At 43.6% G+C, this 17,175-nt stretch carries 9 protein-coding genes; 6 read left to right on the forward strand and 3 right to left on the reverse strand.

The genetic code is table 11. The features are described from left to right. The first annotated feature begins 399 nt into the window (after positions 1–399). The gene (mutS, locus tag P1X15_RS18920; RefSeq protein WP_277339702.1) at positions 400–3,072 is read left to right on the forward strand and encodes a DNA mismatch repair protein MutS; all 2,673 of its coding nucleotides are present in this window, start codon (positions 400–402) and stop codon (positions 3,070–3,072) included. Between the two features lie 75 nt (positions 3,073–3,147). Continuing rightward, positions 3,148–6,051 (forward strand): hypothetical protein, encoded by a 2,904-nt coding sequence (locus P1X15_RS18925; protein WP_277339703.1) that lies wholly within the window; start codon positions 3,148–3,150, stop codon positions 6,049–6,051. Here the strand turns inward: P1X15_RS18925 and P1X15_RS18930 are convergent. The 3 genes from P1X15_RS18930 to P1X15_RS18940 all read right to left on the reverse strand — a co-directional run bounded on the left by P1X15_RS18930 (position 6,048) and on the right by P1X15_RS18940 (position 8,925). Continuing rightward, positions 6,048–6,257, reverse strand: coding sequence for a DUF5522 domain-containing protein (locus P1X15_RS18930; RefSeq protein ID WP_409049695.1), 210 nt, complete (start codon positions 6,255–6,257; stop codon positions 6,048–6,050). The genes P1X15_RS18925 and P1X15_RS18930 overlap by 4 nt on opposite strands. A 226-nt stretch (positions 6,258–6,483) precedes the next feature. Further along, complete coding sequence (locus P1X15_RS18935) at positions 6,484–7,734, reverse strand: MFS transporter (RefSeq protein ID WP_409049696.1); 1,251 nt, start codon at positions 7,732–7,734, stop codon at positions 6,484–6,486. Between the two features lie 60 nt (positions 7,735–7,794). Next, entirely contained in the window at positions 7,795–8,925 is a 1,131-nt protein-coding gene (locus P1X15_RS18940) for a LacI family DNA-binding transcriptional regulator (protein WP_277339705.1), read from the reverse strand. A 312-nt stretch (positions 8,926–9,237) separates the two neighbouring features. Here P1X15_RS18940 and P1X15_RS18945 point away from each other — a divergent pair, with 312 nt between their 5' ends. From P1X15_RS18945 to P1X15_RS18960, 4 genes are all read left to right on the forward strand, one after another. Next, the gene (locus tag P1X15_RS18945; protein WP_277339706.1) at positions 9,238–12,255 is read left to right on the forward strand and encodes a TonB-dependent receptor; all 3,018 of its coding nucleotides are present in this window, start codon (positions 9,238–9,240) and stop codon (positions 12,253–12,255) included. A 27-nt stretch (positions 12,256–12,282) separates the two neighbouring features. Continuing rightward, complete coding sequence (locus tag P1X15_RS18950) at positions 12,283–13,770, forward strand: RagB/SusD family nutrient uptake outer membrane protein (protein WP_277339707.1); 1,488 nt, start codon at positions 12,283–12,285, stop codon at positions 13,768–13,770. Between the two features lie 733 nt (positions 13,771–14,503). Continuing rightward, a complete protein-coding gene (locus P1X15_RS18955; RefSeq protein ID WP_277339708.1) occupies positions 14,504–15,319 on the forward strand; it encodes a hypothetical protein in 816 nt (271 codons plus the stop codon). A 1-nt stretch (position 15,320) separates the two neighbouring features. Next, positions 15,321–17,123, forward strand: coding sequence for an FAD-dependent oxidoreductase (locus P1X15_RS18960; protein ID WP_277339709.1), 1,803 nt, complete (start codon positions 15,321–15,323; stop codon positions 17,121–17,123). Positions 17,124–17,175 lie beyond the last annotated feature (52 nt).

A 17,175-nucleotide genomic window follows, 5' to 3' on the forward strand; every position in this document is an offset into this window, starting at 1 on the left:
TCCGTGAAGAGGTACTGTTGTTTATGTACTACAAAAAAAGAAAATTTTTTATGTTTTATTGTGAAGTAAATTATTTGATAATAACAGTTTAGTTTAATATGTACTTTGTTTTTTTCAACTAAAAAATGAATAAATATCAAATTGTGTTTAATTTTTACCTAAAAATATTACTTAATTTTGTGATTATAGATATTTTTGGTTGAAAATTTTTATAATAATCATATTAGTAAAATAATATTTCAAAAAAGTATTTGTAAAGTACAAAAAATAGGAGCCTAAGCGCTTGTGTATTTTTAGTAATAACCATCAAAACTGAGCAGAGACATCGAGCATTGGAGTAGAGATTTCCGTCAATTTTTACCTATTTTTGTCGCTTTATTCTTCAATTTGATATAAGGCATGGCTCGTACCGGAAAGACTACCACAGAACCCCTCAAACCTAAAGAAACACCGCTCAATCGTCAATACAATCAAATCAAGTCCAAATACCCCGGCGCTATGTTGCTATTTAGGGTAGGGGATTTTTACGAAACTTTTGGTGAGGATGCCATACGGGCAAGTCGGATTTTAGGGATTGTGCTTACCAAACGCAACAATGGAGGAGCTCAGGAGGAATTAGCGGGCTTTCCGCATCATTCGCTTGATACTTATTTGCCCAAACTTGTACGGGCGGGGGAGCGCGTAGCGATTTGTGACCAACTCGAAGACCCTGCCGTGGCGAAGGGTATTGTACGCCGTGGCGTGACGGAGCTTGTGACACCAGGCGTTTCGTTTAATGATAATGTGCTAGATACACGACGAAACAATTACTTAGCGGCGGTGCATTTTGGTAAACAAAACAACTTTGGGGTCGCTTTTTTGGATGTTTCGACGGGAGAATTTCTGACTACCCAAGGCACCAAAGAGTATATCGAAAAACTACTACAGAGTTTTGCGCCTTCGGAGGTGCTTTATTGTAAAAAACATCGTCAAGAGTTTGGGGAGTTGTTTGGTGATAAATTCCATACCTTTTCGCTCGAAGATTGGGCTTTTACGCATGAGTTTGGGTATGAGATTCTTATCAAACATTTTCAGACAACTTCACTCAAAGGCTTTGGCGTAGAAGCACTTACCGACGGGATTGTATCCGCAGGGGTGATTTTGAGGTATTTGGCTGATACAGAGCACAAAGAAGTAAAGCACATTACGCGTCTGACTCGCCTCGACGAAGAAAAATACGTATGGCTCGACCGCTTCACGATTCGTAACCTTGAGCTAGTATATCCGCAGCAAGAAGGCGGCGTGCCTTTGATTCAGATACTAGACCAAACCGTGACACCGATGGGCGCGCGCTTGCTACGCAAATGGCTGGTATTGCCTTTGAAAGACAAAGCCCCGATTGAGGAGCGTTTGCAAACGGTTGAGTATTTTTTACAACATGACGAATTGTTGGAGGAAATTACTCAACACCTCAAACAAATAGGTGACCTTGAGCGACTTATTTCTAAAGTGGCCGTGAGGCGTATCAATCCGCGCGAGTTGGTGCAACTCAAAAAATCACTGAGTCATATTGCGCCGGTGAAAGAGCTACTCCAAAAGGCGTGGAATGAAGAGAAAAAAGCCCAAGAAGAAGGAGAAACGGTGACGGCTTCTACGCCGTTGCGTAAATATGCCGACCAACTCAATGCTTGCGAGTTTTTGTTAGAAAAAATAGAAGCCGAACTGCGCGAAGACCCACCGACCGTGACCAACCAAGGGGGGATGATTAAGTCAGGAATAGATGCCGAGTTGGATAAATTACATCAGTTGGCTTTTTCGGGTAAAGATTATTTGATTCAGATTCAGAATCGGGAAATTGAGCGGACGGGTATTACTTCCCTCAAAATTGCTTACAACAAGGTGTTTGGCTACTATTTGGAAGTAACCAATTCTCACAAAAACCGCGTACCTGCCGACTGGATTCGGAAGCAGACCCTAGTGAATGCCGAGCGATATATTACGCCCGAATTGAAAGAATACGAAGACAAAATCCTGAGCGCCGAAGAAAAGATATTTGTGATTGAGCAGCGTCTTTTCAATGACTTGGTGATGATGGCCAACGACTACGTGGCAGCCGTACAGCAAAACGCCCGTGTGGTGTCGGTATTGGATGCCTTGGCGTCGTTTGCGCGGGTGGCCCGCAAAAACAATTATCATAAGCCTCGCATTACCGACGAAAAATCGTTGAATATCAAAGAAGGACGCCACCCGGTGATTGAGCAGCAACTGCCTTTGGGCGAAAGTTATGTGCCAAATGACCTCTATCTTGATGACCAAAAGCAGCAAATTATCATCATCACGGGGCCCAATATGGCTGGAAAATCGGCTTTGTTGCGCCAAACGGCTCTGATTGTACTCATGGCACAAATGGGTAGTTTTGTACCTGCTACCGAAGCTGAAGTGGGATTGGTGGATAAGATTTTTACCCGTGTGGGTGCTTCCGACAACCTGAGCCGTGGCGAAAGTACGTTTATGGTCGAAATGACCGAAACGGCGAGTATTCTCAACAATCTCAGCGAACGAAGTCTGGTATTGATGGACGAAATTGGGCGTGGAACAAGCACTTATGATGGCGTGAGTATTGCGTGGAGTATTGCGGAATTTTTGCACAATCATCCTCGGCATCGGGCCAAAACGCTCTTTGCAACGCACTACCACGAACTCAACCAATTGGCCGAAGATTTTCCGCGTGTCAAAAACTACAATGTGGCAGTAAAAGAAGTCGGCAACAAGGTGATATTTTTACGTAAATTGAAAGAAGGAGGTAGTGAACATAGCTTCGGAATCCATGTGGCCCAAATGGCAGGAATGCCGCAGGAAATTGTACTACGTGCCAACGACATCCTGCACAGTCTCGAAAAAAGCCACCAAAAACAAGAAACGACCAAGGCAGTAAAAGAAATGCCAAAGGTCAATTATCAAATGACGCTTTTTGAACCCCAAGACCCACGCATAGAAGAACTCAAAACGAAGCTCAAAAGTCTAGATATTAATACGTTGTCGCCCATAGAAGCACTTTTAAAGCTTAATGAGTTACGGCGCTTGGTAGAATAAAATTTTAGCATATAGCTTACTGCTTAAAGCATACAGCCCAATAATTACAGCCTTTTTAAAAAATTCGTACCTTCCATGAAACATCTAAATTGCCTAATGGTCGTTTGCTTGATGCTTTGTATCCAAAGCTTACAAGCTCAAATGTCTATGGATCCTTATTGGCAAAAATTCTTCCCGACGCATGGGGTTTCTTTTAGACTAGCTAAGATTGATTTAAAAGCGGGAAGGAAAGTAACTAGCCTATCGCTGAGTGATTATGAGAAGGAGTGGGGCGAATCACTCGCTGCATTTACTGACCTTGAAACAGTCACTATATGGGTATCAAACTCACAAACTGATACGGTAAAATTGGCGAAAATCCTTGAACAATTAAGTCAATTGCCAAAGTTGCGTAATTTAACCATGAGTAATTATGAAAACCCAAACAGGAAGCTACAATTACCTTCAAATTTTCATATACTAAAAAATCTAGAGGGCTTATCTCTCATTGGTTTTGACGTTGCTAATTTGTCAGCTGTTTTGCCTAAAATGGATAAACTCACTGCATTACAGTTGGTTTTGCCATCGGGTTGTACCTTGCCAGAAGATATTCGTCGTTGCAAAAATCTCAAAGCGTTATCTCTTTCACTTCCATACCCTGTTGTATTTCCAGATTGGATAGGCGAACTGAAATCTTTAGAATCCTTGATTTTGCAACTTCATACTTTAGAAGGACTAAGTCAGCAGAGGGATTTGTCAGATATACAAGATTTTTTGCCGCAGCTTACTTTATTAAAACACCTTGACATTAGAAATTTTCACCTCAAAGGTTCTTATTTTGCTGGGCTGCCTTCCTCGCTTGTTCATTTGAGTTTGACTAATTCAAATTTGAGCGAAGTCGGTCTTTTTTGGAAGCAACTCAATCGGTGCCAACAGCTCGAAACCCTTAGGATAAACTACGGTACTATCGCTCCCGAAGGTGTTGCGGCTACTCTTTCATTGCCTGCCTTAAAACAATTGGAATTGATTGAGTTGCATGAAGACAATTTACGCAAACACCGCTGGACTTCCCTGCCTGATTTCTCAACCTGCCAACAACTACAAATCGTACGTCTCAATAAATCATTGACTTCGAGTACTTTATCATACCTCGAAAACCTACCGGCATTGCAGGAACTAAACCTAGCCCAAAATGACCTTGAGACATTGCCTGATTTGGCGAAAATGAAGTCATTGAAAAAACTTGTTGCCCAAGAAAATAAACTCACAGCACTGCCCAAAAGTATTGGGAAATTGGAAGAACTAGAAGTGATAGATATGTCACAAAATGAACTGAGGGATTTGCCTGCTGCACTTTTTGAACTAAGGTCATTGAAGCAACTCTCGCTTAGACAAAACAAACTTGAGAAGATACCATCTCAGCTAGAAAATCTCACTCAGCTCACAGGGTTGAATCTGATGAATAATCAACTTTCTGCTTTGCCTAAAGGTATCGGTGATTGTACCGCTTTACAGACTCTCTTACTCAACGACAATGCAATCGCTTCGCTGCCTAGCTCAATAGGGCAACTCCGTCGCCTCAAAACGCTACAGGTATCCCATAATCCGCTTACTTCTTTGCCCGAAACCATCGGCGATTGTGACAGTTTGCAGTCGTTGGTGGTAAGTCATTCTTTGTTAGAAACGCTCCCCTTATCGATAGGCAAATTACAAAGACTTGAGCTCTTAGAGATAAACAATGCTCTGCATTTTGAAAATAGAAAAGCCGAAAATACCCCAAAGTACCAAAGTCGATTGCGGTATTTGCCCGCGACAGTGGGCAATTGTCGTCGGCTTCGTACGTTAGATTTGTCCCATAACAAATCGTTGGAAGAGGCAAAATTGTGGCCTGTAATTCAGCAGCTTCGTATGTCAGAAGGGTATATCAACCTGTCAAGTTGCGATTTAGATTCTATCCCGATGGAGGGCTGGGAAGAAACCCAAATCCCTAACTTACAATTGCTACAAAATAATATATCAAAATTGCCGACAGGCTGGTTTAGAGCAAAAGGTATTAAATCCATTAATCTGCACGCTAATAAACTTCCAGCGACGCTCAATCGTGATTTTTCTTCTTTTGAAGAACGTTTGTTGATAGGTGAAGAAATCGGAGTATATGTTCCTAAACCCTTTCCTAAGACCAAAGAAATGGCACGGGCCTACATCATGCAAGCGACTCAGCAGCTCAATCGCGGAAACATCGGGACGTTTGTGAAGTATATGAACCATTCGCAACAAGCCGACTCGACCGAGGGTAGGTGGAATACCGAACTATGGTCGAGGTATTATTTTCATACCCATCAATACCGCCGTGCTATCGATAGCATGAATGTGGTAATTGGTCGCTATTTTGATTTTGCCAAAAACAATCCCGCCGTTCGGCAAGGGCTTCCTGTAGCGCTGATGGTGGATTTTCGGGGACAGGCCAAATGGAAACTCAAAGATACGCTAGGGGCAATCCAAGATTTTGAAATGCTCGTCAACGAATACCGGCTTTTTGCGCCTCATCTTTGGGGGCGTTTGGGTTTGTTGTATCGTTTGTACAGTCCTACCAGAGGTAAAAGCGGTGCGACTTTCGATAAGGCTATTGATATGTATGAAAACGTAAGAAACCCACCGCCGATGGTGCAATTGAGCGCGGCAGAAGTTTATTTGATGAACGAGCAGCCCGACAAAGCCTACGAATATCTATTTGGTTTGGATACTTCAAAGTTTAGAATCGCCGAAAAATGGGTGGCAGATTATTTGATATTAGCTTCTAAAATTGCCCAACAACAAGCCGGAGAAGACGAAGTAGAGGATTTTGAGAAAAAACTAAAAGCACAAAAAGTAGAAATCAAAAACTGGAGTTATCAGTTGTTTGAGGATGGACTTGGCACCTTGGCACTTTCTTCGGAGCGCAAATCGCTTCTACGTCGCCTCACCGCCGCTATGAAGACCCAAAGTGTAGTGTGGGATTAGTGTTTCTCCTCTTTCTTAAATCCATAGGGACAATGACGGCAGCCATTTTTGCAACAGTAGCCGCGCTTGAGGTGATAGGTAGCCGTAAACACCAAAAAACCATTAGGGTCAGTATAATAATCTTCCTCTGCTAAGCCGTGGCGCTTAGCAGTTTTACTTTTACTAGAATGAGAAGAAGGTAGCTCGCTCAAAGTATTTTTAATCAAAACTGGTTTATAAAACTTTAAACAAGACTTTCCAAGTTTACAGCTTTACTGGTTATCGAAACTTGGAAAGTCTAATTTTGTATGAATACTTATATCAAAGAATTTTTTGTAAAACTTTGCAAATTTTGACCTAAAAGACCCAAAGTCGGTCGCAAACTTGCAAATATGAAATCATCAACGCGGGATAAACGTGTTGAGAAAGAAGATTGTTTGAAAAAATAAAAAATTAAGTCAGTTTGACCCCAAATAAATCTTTGGAACGTAACCACACCCAGGTCACAATCACCATCGTAAGTCCACCCCCAATCAATACGGAAGGAACGGTGCCAAGAAACTTGGCCGCGACGCCTGATTCAAATGCGCCGATTTCATTGGATGAACTAATAAAGACGCTATTGACTGCAATAACCCGCCCCCGCATATGGTCGGGTGGTACTACTTGAAGGATAGTTTGACGAATGACAACGCTGATCGCATCAAAAGCCCCTGTTAAAAACAACATCAATACCGACAACCAAAAGTTAGTCGAAATTGCAAATACCAGCGTAGCTACTCCAAAACCTGCCACTGCAATGAGCATATTGCGCCAAGCGTGGCGCGTAGGGGCAAAATAGGCCGTTGAAAAAACCGTAATCACCGCGCCTACCGAAGGCGCAGCACGCATGATACCAAGCCCTTCGGCGCCTACTTTGAGAATATCTTCGGCAAATACGGGCAAAATCGCAATAACTCCACCAAACAATACCGCCGCTAAATCGAGGGAAGTGGCATAAAAAAGGATTTTTTTATCATACACAAACTTGATACCTTCTTTGATGCTTTGCCATACGTTGGTTTGAGGGTCGGTGACTTCGGGGATGGGTTTTTTAGAAATCAAGGCTAACAAGATTTGGCTAAAAGCAAATAGACCCACCACTACCCAAAGGGTATTGACAAGCCCAATATAAGCGTATAAAAATCCAGCAATGCCAGGCCCTGCAATAGCCCCTACTTGCCAAAAAGTACTACTCCACGTGGCGGCGTTGGAATAGGCTTCACGCGGGGTCAAAAAAGCTTTGAGGGAGGATGAAGCGGGTGAATAAAACCCTTTGGCAAACCCAATTACGGCCAAAATAGCATATACAATCAGTAGTAAATGGGTAGTGGAAAAATGAGAACGATGAGACGGATGCATAACCCATATCAACGCCAACGAACAGCAGAGTATCACACTTTGGCTGATTTGCATGATGGTTCGTTTGTCTTTGCGGTCGGCATAGTGCCCCCCAAACAAGGCAATAGATATATAAGGAAGGGCTTCTGCTAAACCAATAAAACCCAGCGAGAGTGGGTCGTGCGTCATTTTGTATAGCTCGTAGCCAATGACTACTTCCTGAATCATGATGGCAGCCGTAATGAGGCTATTGGCCGAAATCAACCGTACAAATTCAGGATACCGCAGGGCGGCGTAGGGGTCGTTGGGGTAAGTTTTCAAGATATTCTAAACTAAGGTTACTACCTACAGTTTTTAACCTAATTCGCCCAAATAAAGTTGCTTCTAGGGTCTTAAATTCACCGAAGAATTACGAACAATGAGCTTTGTAGGAAGTGTATGTGTCACATTATGAGGATGTTCCATTTGTTCTAATAATAGCTTTGCTGCTTGCCGCCCCATCTCCCATACAGGTTGCTCAATGGTGGTTAGTGATGGCTCAATAATGGCCGAAACAGGGTCGTTGCTAAAGCCCACGATTCCTAATTCTTGGGGAATCTTAACTCCTCGGCTTTTAGCAACGAGCATGATTTCGATGGCTGTGGGGTCATTGATAGCAAAAATAGCATCAGGAGGCTGTGGCAAACTAAGCAGATAATTGGCGTAAATACGGGCTTTTTCTTCCGACAAATCATAATGAATGACGAGGTCGGGGTCGAGTGGAAGTCCGTGTTTTTGCAAAGCATCTCGGTACCCATTCAATCTCAATCGGCTTACTAACAGTGAGTTGGGGCCTGCCAAGTGAGCAATACGCCGATAACCTTGTGCAATCAAATGCTCTACTGCCTGAAAAGCTCCGTTATAATCGTCCACAATTACCTGTGGAGTTTCTAATTCGGGACAAACACGATTGAAAAATACCATAGGAACTTCTTTACGCAATACAGCCCTGAAATGGTCGAAATTGTTGGTTTGAGCCGTAACCGATACTAGAAGCCCATCTACGCGGCTGCTCATGAGGGCTTTGACGTTGGCCATTTCGGTTTCGTAAGATTCGTCCGACTGACAAATCATCACGTTGTACCCCGCCTTTGAAAGTACTTCTTGTGCCCCCATAATCATGGTAGGAAAGAAATAATGCCGAAACTCTGGTACTAGAATCCCTACGATATTTGTCCGACTTTTCAAAAGGGCATTGGCTAAGGGATTTGGTTGATATTCCAACTGTTGGGCCAAGTCCAAAATCATTTTGCGCGTTCCTTCATGAATGTCTGAATGCCCCCGCAACGCCCGCGAAACCGTCGATTTGGAGATGCCAAGTTGATGGGCAATATCCATGATAGTGACTTGGTGGTGACGTTTGTTTTCGGTGGTAGCTGAGGGTGTAGGTAACGTAAAATGATAGTCACAATCTTTACAAAAATACCGCTGTTTTCCGCGCGTAATCCCAGCTTTTTGCACAAAATCAATTTGCAAACATTTCGGACATTTTATCATCTAAAATTTGTATTATTTTAAGTTTATGGGTGTGTGTTGAAAGGATTGGTAAAAAAACAAAATATTCCTAACAAAGTGATAAATGGTTTTTAAATACTCCTATCGACATCAGTTTCGGGAAAGTTCCCGATAGTTTTTGTGAATAAAATTCAATTTTTTCTGTTGATTATTTAAGAATGACCTCTAACTTCCAGCAAAATCAGGTTTAAAACACCTCAAAAGCACTTTATAGGTGTGCTTGTTTTAATCATTAAAAATTGTATATTTTTTACTTTTTAAACCTTTAATCCTATGCTAGGAAAATTACGAATATGGTTGTTAGTCTGTGGCCTGCTGTCCAATGCTTATGCCCAAGACTTGACCATTAGAGGAAAAATCACCGACGGTTCGGGGGGGACGCTTCCGGGGGTCAATGTAACGGTAAAAGGTACGCAGAAAGGAGTGGTGTCGGATGGAGAAGGTAAGTACCAACTCAACGGCGTACCTACTAATGCAACTTTGGTATTTTCGTTTATTGGTTATCTCAAACAAGAGCTAGAAGTCAACAATCGTAGTGTGATAGATGTGGTGCTAGAAGCTGACGTAAAAGCCCTCAATGAGGTGGTAGTCGTGGGATATGGTACGCAGCGCAAAATCGAAACCACGGGTTCGATTGCTTCCGTCAAATCGTCGGATTTGGTACAGACACCCGTCGCCAACGTAGCTCAGGGCTTGCAAGCGCGTGTCTCGGGAATTCAGATTAACCAAAACTCAGGCTCGCCAGGCGGAAACGTCAGCGTCCGAATTCGCGGTACCAACTCTATCAATGGAACTTCAGAGCCGCTGTATGTGGTAGATGGCATTCAGATTTCTAACGGAGGGGGTATCAATGATGTTAGTCCTCTTTCGACCATCAACCCTAATGATATCGAGAGCGTAGAAGTACTGAAAGATGCATCGGCCTCAGCGATTTATGGAGCGCGTGCAGCCAATGGCGTGGTACTTATCACCACCAAACGCGGTAAAAGCGGCGGGACTCGCGTAACGCTTGATAGCTATTATGGAATGCAAAAAGTGGCAAAAACCCTTCCTACGCTCAATGCGGCCGAATTTGCACAGCTAGAAAATGAAGTTTTTAAAAATAGTTATTACAAAGACCCTGCCTCCTTGGGTGAAGGAGTCAACTGGCAAAATATCATTTTCCGCGAAGCGCCCATTCAAAACCACCAATTGTCTATCAATGGAGGTAATGATAAAACCCAAGTGGCGCTTTCGGCCAATTACTTTGACCAAGACGGCATTATCATCAGTTCTAATTTCAAACGTTATTCGTATCGGTTGAATCTCGACCACAAAATCAGTAATCGTGTTAAAGTCGGAACGAGTATCTTAGGAAGTTATTCGGTTAACTCAGGTGTGCAGACGGGTTCTACTAGTCAAGGAGATGCCGATGTAGTAACGGGTACCATCTTAGGTGCGGCTATCGGCGCACCACCCAACTTGAAGCCTTATCGTCCTGATGGAAGTATTTTCCCTTTTGGAGAACAAGAAGACGGACGCTATCGCGAAGTAACCAACCCCTTAGGGCTTGCAGCGATATTGAACAAAACAGCGCTAAAAAGGACATTGATAAATCTTTATGGGGAAGCTACGATTTTGAATGGCTTGACCTATCGGGCGTCTTTCAACGTAGATTTACAAAACAATATCACCGACCGCTATTCACCTCGCTCTATCATCAGTGCGCGTGATTTGAATGACAACTCGGGCTCAGGTTCGAAAGCCAATAGCAATTTCTTGGGGCTATTGCACGAAAGTATCTTGACCTATTCGCAAACGATTGCCCAAAATCATAGCTTGAAATTTACGGGGGTATTTGCCTCACAAGCTGAATTTGCCAATGCCAATTCCATCAGTGCTTCGGGCTTCCCTAACGACGCTACCCAAAACGAAGCGTTGCAGTTGGCCCTCAACCGCACTGTCAACAGTAGTCGTAGCAAGCAGCGTCTAGATTCTTACATGGGGCGGGTAAACTATGGCTACAAAGACAAATACTTCCTAGATTTGACCGCTCGCGTGGATGGTTCAAGCCGCTTTGGAGCCAACAACAAGTATGGGTTTTTCCCGGCGGTTTCGGCGGCGTGGCGCTTGATTGAAGAGCCTTTTTTGAAAAACGTAACTTGGCTTTCTGACCTCAAACTACGGGCAAGCTACGGTATCACGGGGAATGCAGGCGGTATTTCGCCTTACCAATCGTTGAGTACGGTAGCTGCTACGGGAAGCGATTATGTTTTCAACAACGCCTACGTAACAGGCATCAATCCAACCGGAATTGCTAACCCTGATTTGCGTTGGGAAAAATCGACCCAAACCAACGTCGGATTGGATGTAAGTTTGCTTAACAATCGCTTTAGCTTGATTGTGGATGTGTACGATAAAATCACAAGAGATTTGTTGTATATCAAGACATTACCGCTTTCGTCGGGCTATGCAAGTATTACTGGAAACTATGCTTCTTTGGAAAACAAGGGGATTGAGTTTGCAGCCAATGCCCGTATCTTAGATGGGCCAATTAAGTGGAATGTATCAGCCAACGTGACGCGTAATCGCAACAAAGTACTAGACCTTGACGGCGGAACTACCACCGAACGTTTTATCACGAGCTATACCATTTTGAAAGTGGGCGAACCGTTGGGCTTGATTAAATCTTACATTTTTGACGGAATCAACCAAACAGGAGAAACTATTTTGCCTGGCTACGATGGGCGTTTGGGTGGACATAAAATCAAAGACTTGAATGGTGACGGTACTATTACCTCAGCGGACCAAACCATTACGGGAAATCCTAACCCTAATTTTATCTTTGGTTTTTCTACCAATCTTGCCTACAAAGGCTTTGACCTTAGTGCGTTCTTGTCGGGTTCGCAGGGCAATGATATTTATAATCTTAGCCGCTTGTCATTTGAAAACCCACTGGGGCAGCGCAACTTGTTGAAAGGCGTCGTAAATCGCTGGTCGCCTACCAATCCGAGCAATCAGTACGTCAGTGCTGCGCAAGGTGGTCGTTTGCCAGTGAGCAATTACTACGTAGAAGATGGTTCATACATTCGTTGCAAAAACGTGACATTGGGTTATACCCTACCTGCTATCAAAGGCATCCAGAACATTCGGGTGTATGTGTCGGCCAACAACTTATTTACCATTACCAATTACAGCGGATTTGACCCTGAGGTAAATACGTTTGCAGGTTCCAATACGGTCATTGGTATCGACAACTTCGTGTATCCACAAGCGCGCTCGTTCTTGGGAGGTATTCAAGTAACGTTTTAAGTCTCAATCTTTCAAAAAGCATTCATTATGAAAAAATATAATAGACTCATCGGCTTATGTACTGCCCTTTTGGTGCTCAATACAAGCTGTAATCTAGACGAAACCATTTATTCCTCCATTTATACCGAGGCTTTTTACAAAACAGCTGCTGATGCCGAAAAAGGGCTTGTCGCCGTCTATGACCCTCTGGGAGATATGGGAGGGGGACCCGCTTTGACCATTGTATCTGACTTTAGTGCTGATCAGTGCTATCCACGGGCGGTAGTAGGGCGCAACACCCTGACGCTTTTTGCTTATGATGCCAACTACACCACCCAACGCACGGCGGGGCGTACCAACGAATCGCCGCAGCAAATTTGGGCGTCGTGCTATGATGGTATCGAAAAGGCCAATTGGATTATCGAAAAAGTACCTGCGGCTGTTATGGATGAAACACGCAAAAAACAAATCGTGGGCGAAGCTTATTTTATGCGGGCGTTTTATCACTGGAACCTGACCAAAAACTTTGGTGATGTTCCGGTCAAGATAAAACCAAGTACCTCTGAAGCAGAAGCAACCATTCCTAAAAGCACGAAAGCCGAAGTTTATAAGCAGATTTACAGCGATTTAGACCAAGCACTTGCCGCAGGCCTGTTGTCATATCCAGCCGTTGAGAAAGGCCGCCCTTCTAAAGAAGTTGTAAATGCGCTGTATGCCAAAGCGGCTTTGTACAACGAAGATTGGCAAAAAGCTTCGCAAAAAGCGCAAGAAGTTATCAGTTCGGGCAAGTATTCGCTCATGCCCGATGTACGCGATGTGTATCGGTATGATAAAGAAGATGCCGCACGGGTTGAAAATATGTGGGCTTTTGAAGTAGCGCCAATTTCGCCAGGACGTGGTCATCAACTTACGGGCCTATGTGGCCCTCCCGGCAACGCGGGAGCGGAGTACGCTCGTACATCGTTTGGGTCAATGTTTGCTTATCAATCCTTTTTTGATTCGTTTGACCCCGCCGACAAGCGTCGCCAATTGCTAGACACAACCTATTTGGATAGAAGTGGAAAAATTGTGCCTCAACGTAGCATTACGCCGATTACGACGCAAGGTGTTTTGATTAAAAAATACCAAGACCCAAACACCATTGTAGGACAAATCCCCAACATTCCAATTTTGCGCTTGCCTGATATGTACTTGATTGCGGCTGAAGCCGAAGCTCGTTTGAACGGAGCTACTGCCGCTGCTTATGGATTTGTAAACGTTATTAGGAAACGTGCAGGCCTGCCTGATTTGAAAGCCGGCTTGAGCAAAGATGCATTCATCGATGCCGTGTTGCAAGAGCGTTCGTGGGAGTTTTTTGCGGAAGGTGACCGTTGGTACGACCTGACTCGCACCGACAAGTTTATGAGTGTGATTCCCAAAGCCGTCAATAATGTCTATCCAACGCGTACGCCAACGGCCAAAAACAAGTATTTTCCGATTCCATTAGATGAAATAAATGCTAATCCTAAGTTGGAGCAAAATCCTGACTGGAAGTAAAACCCAACGTAGGCAAGGTTCCAAACCTTGCCTACGTTAACCACTAGACGATATAAGTTGGAGCAAAATCCTGATTGGAAAAACTCAACGTTGGCAAGGTTCCAAACCTTGCCAACGTTCCAAGCCAAGGTTAACCACTAGACGATATAAGTTGGAGCAAAATCCTGACTGGAAAAACTCAACCTTGCCAACGTTCCAAGCCAATGTTAACCACTAGACGATATAAGTTGGAGCAAAATCCTGACTGGAAGTAAAACATAACGTAGGCAAGGTTCCAAACCTTGCCTACGTTCCAAGCTAAGGTTGTAGACCTTAGTAACGCTCAAAAACTTGAAATCAACGTTGACAAGGTTCCAAACCTTGCCTACGTTCAAAACTCAAAGCTATAGTGTCAAAACTTAAACACATCACTTACTGTTTTTTACCACTTGGGTTTTCCACAAAACTTGGTAGGAATGCTAGTATTTTATGTGTTTTCTTATCGGTAACCATTTCAGCGTTTTCCCAAATTCCCTTAAGTACCAAATCCTATACTGTCACAATCAATGACTCTACGGAATACACGCTAAAGTTGGCTTTGGACAATACAGGACAACCGCACTATTTCTTTAGCAATATTTTCACACCGGTCTGTCTTACAGGCGAATGTAAACCGGTTTATATTAATTTTTATTGGGATTTGTTGGGTAACTATACGCGTTTCGATTTGCCCCCAAGAACCGAGTTGACTCGCATGGATCATAAGCCTTTTAAGCCAGAAGATTATGAGAAATTGCAGAATATTTTGGCAAATAGTCGCTCCCTTTTAAAAGATGTTTCGATGGAGGATTTGGTGGGCAAAGGCACCGAAAATCTCGCCGATTCGGTAGATGCCAAAGCAGGTGCGACGCTCAAAACCGTCAAAAACGAGGTCATCGACGGAGCGGTATATACTTGCTACACCTTGTGGCACATCGCGCACGGAAAAGTCGTGGCAGAGATGCAGCGAATCACGGAGACTTTTAAAAGTGAGGAATTGTTGCATCGATTTTTGACCGACCACAATCATCATTATCAATACTGGGCCATGGAACGCTTCATGACCGATGAAGGAAAAGTGACAACGGGTTTTGAAGCTGATATACAGCAGGTGATTCGTGGTAAAAATATCTTTACGGCTCGCTATGCTTTACAAAAAGTTAATAATCAGTTTTTTGCGGATAAAGCCCGCCAACTTTGGCTTTGGGAAACTTATCAATTGGCCTCTTATGCTTTACAAATAGCAATTTTGAAAAAAATGATAAACCTGTCGTTTATGGACAAAATACAGGAAGCGATAGCTCAACAATTGAGCAATACGAATCACGAGCAAGCTACTCTTTTGTTAAAAATATTGTCGACGCAGTCAAAATTGTCGGATAAGACTCAGCTCATTTTGGCAGTTCAATTGCCTTCCTCAACCACGGCAAGCCACATTTATGATTTATTATTAAAACAGGCTCCCAAAAATAAGGAAGTAAGACAACGTATGACTGAATTTAATAAAGCACTCAATCCAACCAAAAAATGACATGAAACCATTTCTAAAAACTCTATTTCTCCTGCTATTGTCACTACATTTGGTGGCGCAAGAACACATTTTTCTGGAAACCGAATCATTTGCCGAAAAAGGAGGTTGGGTGATTGACCAGCAATCTTTTGTGGTCTTAGGCTCTTCTTATCTGATGGCTCACGGCATGGGTCGCCCTGTCAAAGACGCTACTACCACCGTTCAATTCCCCAAAAAAGGTAAATATCGGGTGTGGGTACGTACCAAAGACTGGGCACCTTTTCCTAAAGGGCCAGGCAAATTCCAGATTGTGCTTAATGGAAAGCCTTTAAATCAAGTTTTTGGAGAAAGCGGTTCGGATGTATGGAAATGGTATGCTGGAGGAGAAATCGACGTTCAGAACGAAGAAGTAAGCGTAGCTTTGCATGACCTCACAGGCTTTAACGGCCGTTGTGATGCCATTTTGTTTACGAATGCATCGGGTTTTACGCCGCCAGAATCTTTGGAGGCAATGACTGCTTTTCGCAAAAAATTACTAAATCTCACCGACAAACCTGCCAATACTGGCCCCTTTGATTTGGTCGTAGTTGGAGGTGGAATCGCCGGAACTTGCGCTGCGATTTCTGCTTCTCGGATGGGCTTAAAAGTAGCGTTGATTCAAGACCGACCCGTGTTAGGGGGCAACAATAGCTCCGAAATCAGAGTGCATTTGATGGGAGATGTTGACAAAAATCATTACCCAAAACTAGGGCGGATTGTAAGAGAAATGGACAATGGAGACCCCGGCAATGGTAATCCTGATGCTAAAGAATACGGCGACGCCCGCAAAACGGCTATTGTAAAAGCCGAGCGCAACATTTCTTTGTTTTTGAATACCCACGTATATCAAGTCGAAAAAGAAGGCGATAAAATTGTGGCGGTGATTGGACGAGACATCGCCACCAACAAAGAAACTCGTTTTACTGGAACATTTTTCTCTGATTGTACGGGTGATGGTACGATTGGTTATTTGGCAGGGGCCGATTACCGAATGGGCCGTGAGAGCAAGGCCGAAACCGGTGAATCTCTGGCATCCGAAAAAGCCGACGACTTTACATTGGGAACTTCCAATTTGTGGGCATCTTTGCCACGTGATACGGAGACTTCTTTTCCCGAAACACCTTGGGCAATTCAGTTTTCGGACGAATACCACATCGACGATACCAAGGCTGATTGGCAGTGGGAAACAGGCTTTGGTAATTTTAACACCATTACGCAAGCCGAGCAAATCCGCGACCATAACTTACGGGCGATTTATGGCAATTGGTCGTACTTGAAAAAGAACAAAGCCACTAAATATGCCAAGCATGAACTTGCTTGGGTAGCTTATATCGGCGGAAAACGCGAGTCGCGACGATTGATGGGCGACCATGTACTCAATCAGATGGATATTCAGGAAGGTAAGCAATACCCCGACGGAACCGTGACAGCGACTTGGACTATCGACCTGCATTTTCCTGATGAGCGCAATAAAAAATATTTCGAAGGACAAGAGTTTTTTGCGGGGACGAAGCACATCAAAGTGGCGCCTTATACCATTCCTTATCGTTGTTTGTATTCCAAAAACATCAGCAATTTATTCATGGCAGGACGCAACATCAGTACTACTCACGTGGCTTTCGGAAGCACTCGTGTGATGCGTACCTGTGGTATGATGGGAGAAGTTGTAGGATTTGCGGCTTATTTGACCAAAAAATTCAATACTACGCCACGCGGCGTTTATCAACAATACCTGCCCGAACTCATGGCTATTATTAAAGATGATGTGCCATCGGCGAAGCCTTAGGTGATGGAATTGTGGTACGCTGAGACAAAAGTGCTGCTAACCTGTGCTTTAG

Origin of the sequence: Runella sp. MFBS21 (assembly GCF_029433105.1) — a bacterium.
In the GTDB taxonomy this organism is placed as follows: domain Bacteria; phylum Bacteroidota; class Bacteroidia; order Cytophagales; family Spirosomataceae; genus Runella.

Excerpts from the sequence above, each read along its gene's own strand:
- mutS (WP_277339702.1), top strand. The coding sequence starts at position 400 with ATGGCTCGTACCGGAAAGACTACCACAGAACCCCTCAAACCTAAAGAA.
- P1X15_RS18960 (WP_277339709.1), top strand. The coding sequence starts at position 15,321 with ATGAAACCATTTCTAAAAACTCTATTTCTCCTGCTATTGTCACTACAT.
- P1X15_RS18925 (WP_277339703.1), top strand. The coding sequence starts at position 3,148 with ATGAAACATCTAAATTGCCTAATGGTCGTTTGCTTGATGCTTTGTATC.
- P1X15_RS18945 (WP_277339706.1), top strand. The coding sequence starts at position 9,238 with ATGCTAGGAAAATTACGAATATGGTTGTTAGTCTGTGGCCTGCTGTCC.
- P1X15_RS18950 (WP_277339707.1), top strand. The coding sequence starts at position 12,283 with ATGAAAAAATATAATAGACTCATCGGCTTATGTACTGCCCTTTTGGTG.
- P1X15_RS18955 (WP_277339708.1), top strand. The coding sequence starts at position 14,504 with ATGGATCATAAGCCTTTTAAGCCAGAAGATTATGAGAAATTGCAGAAT.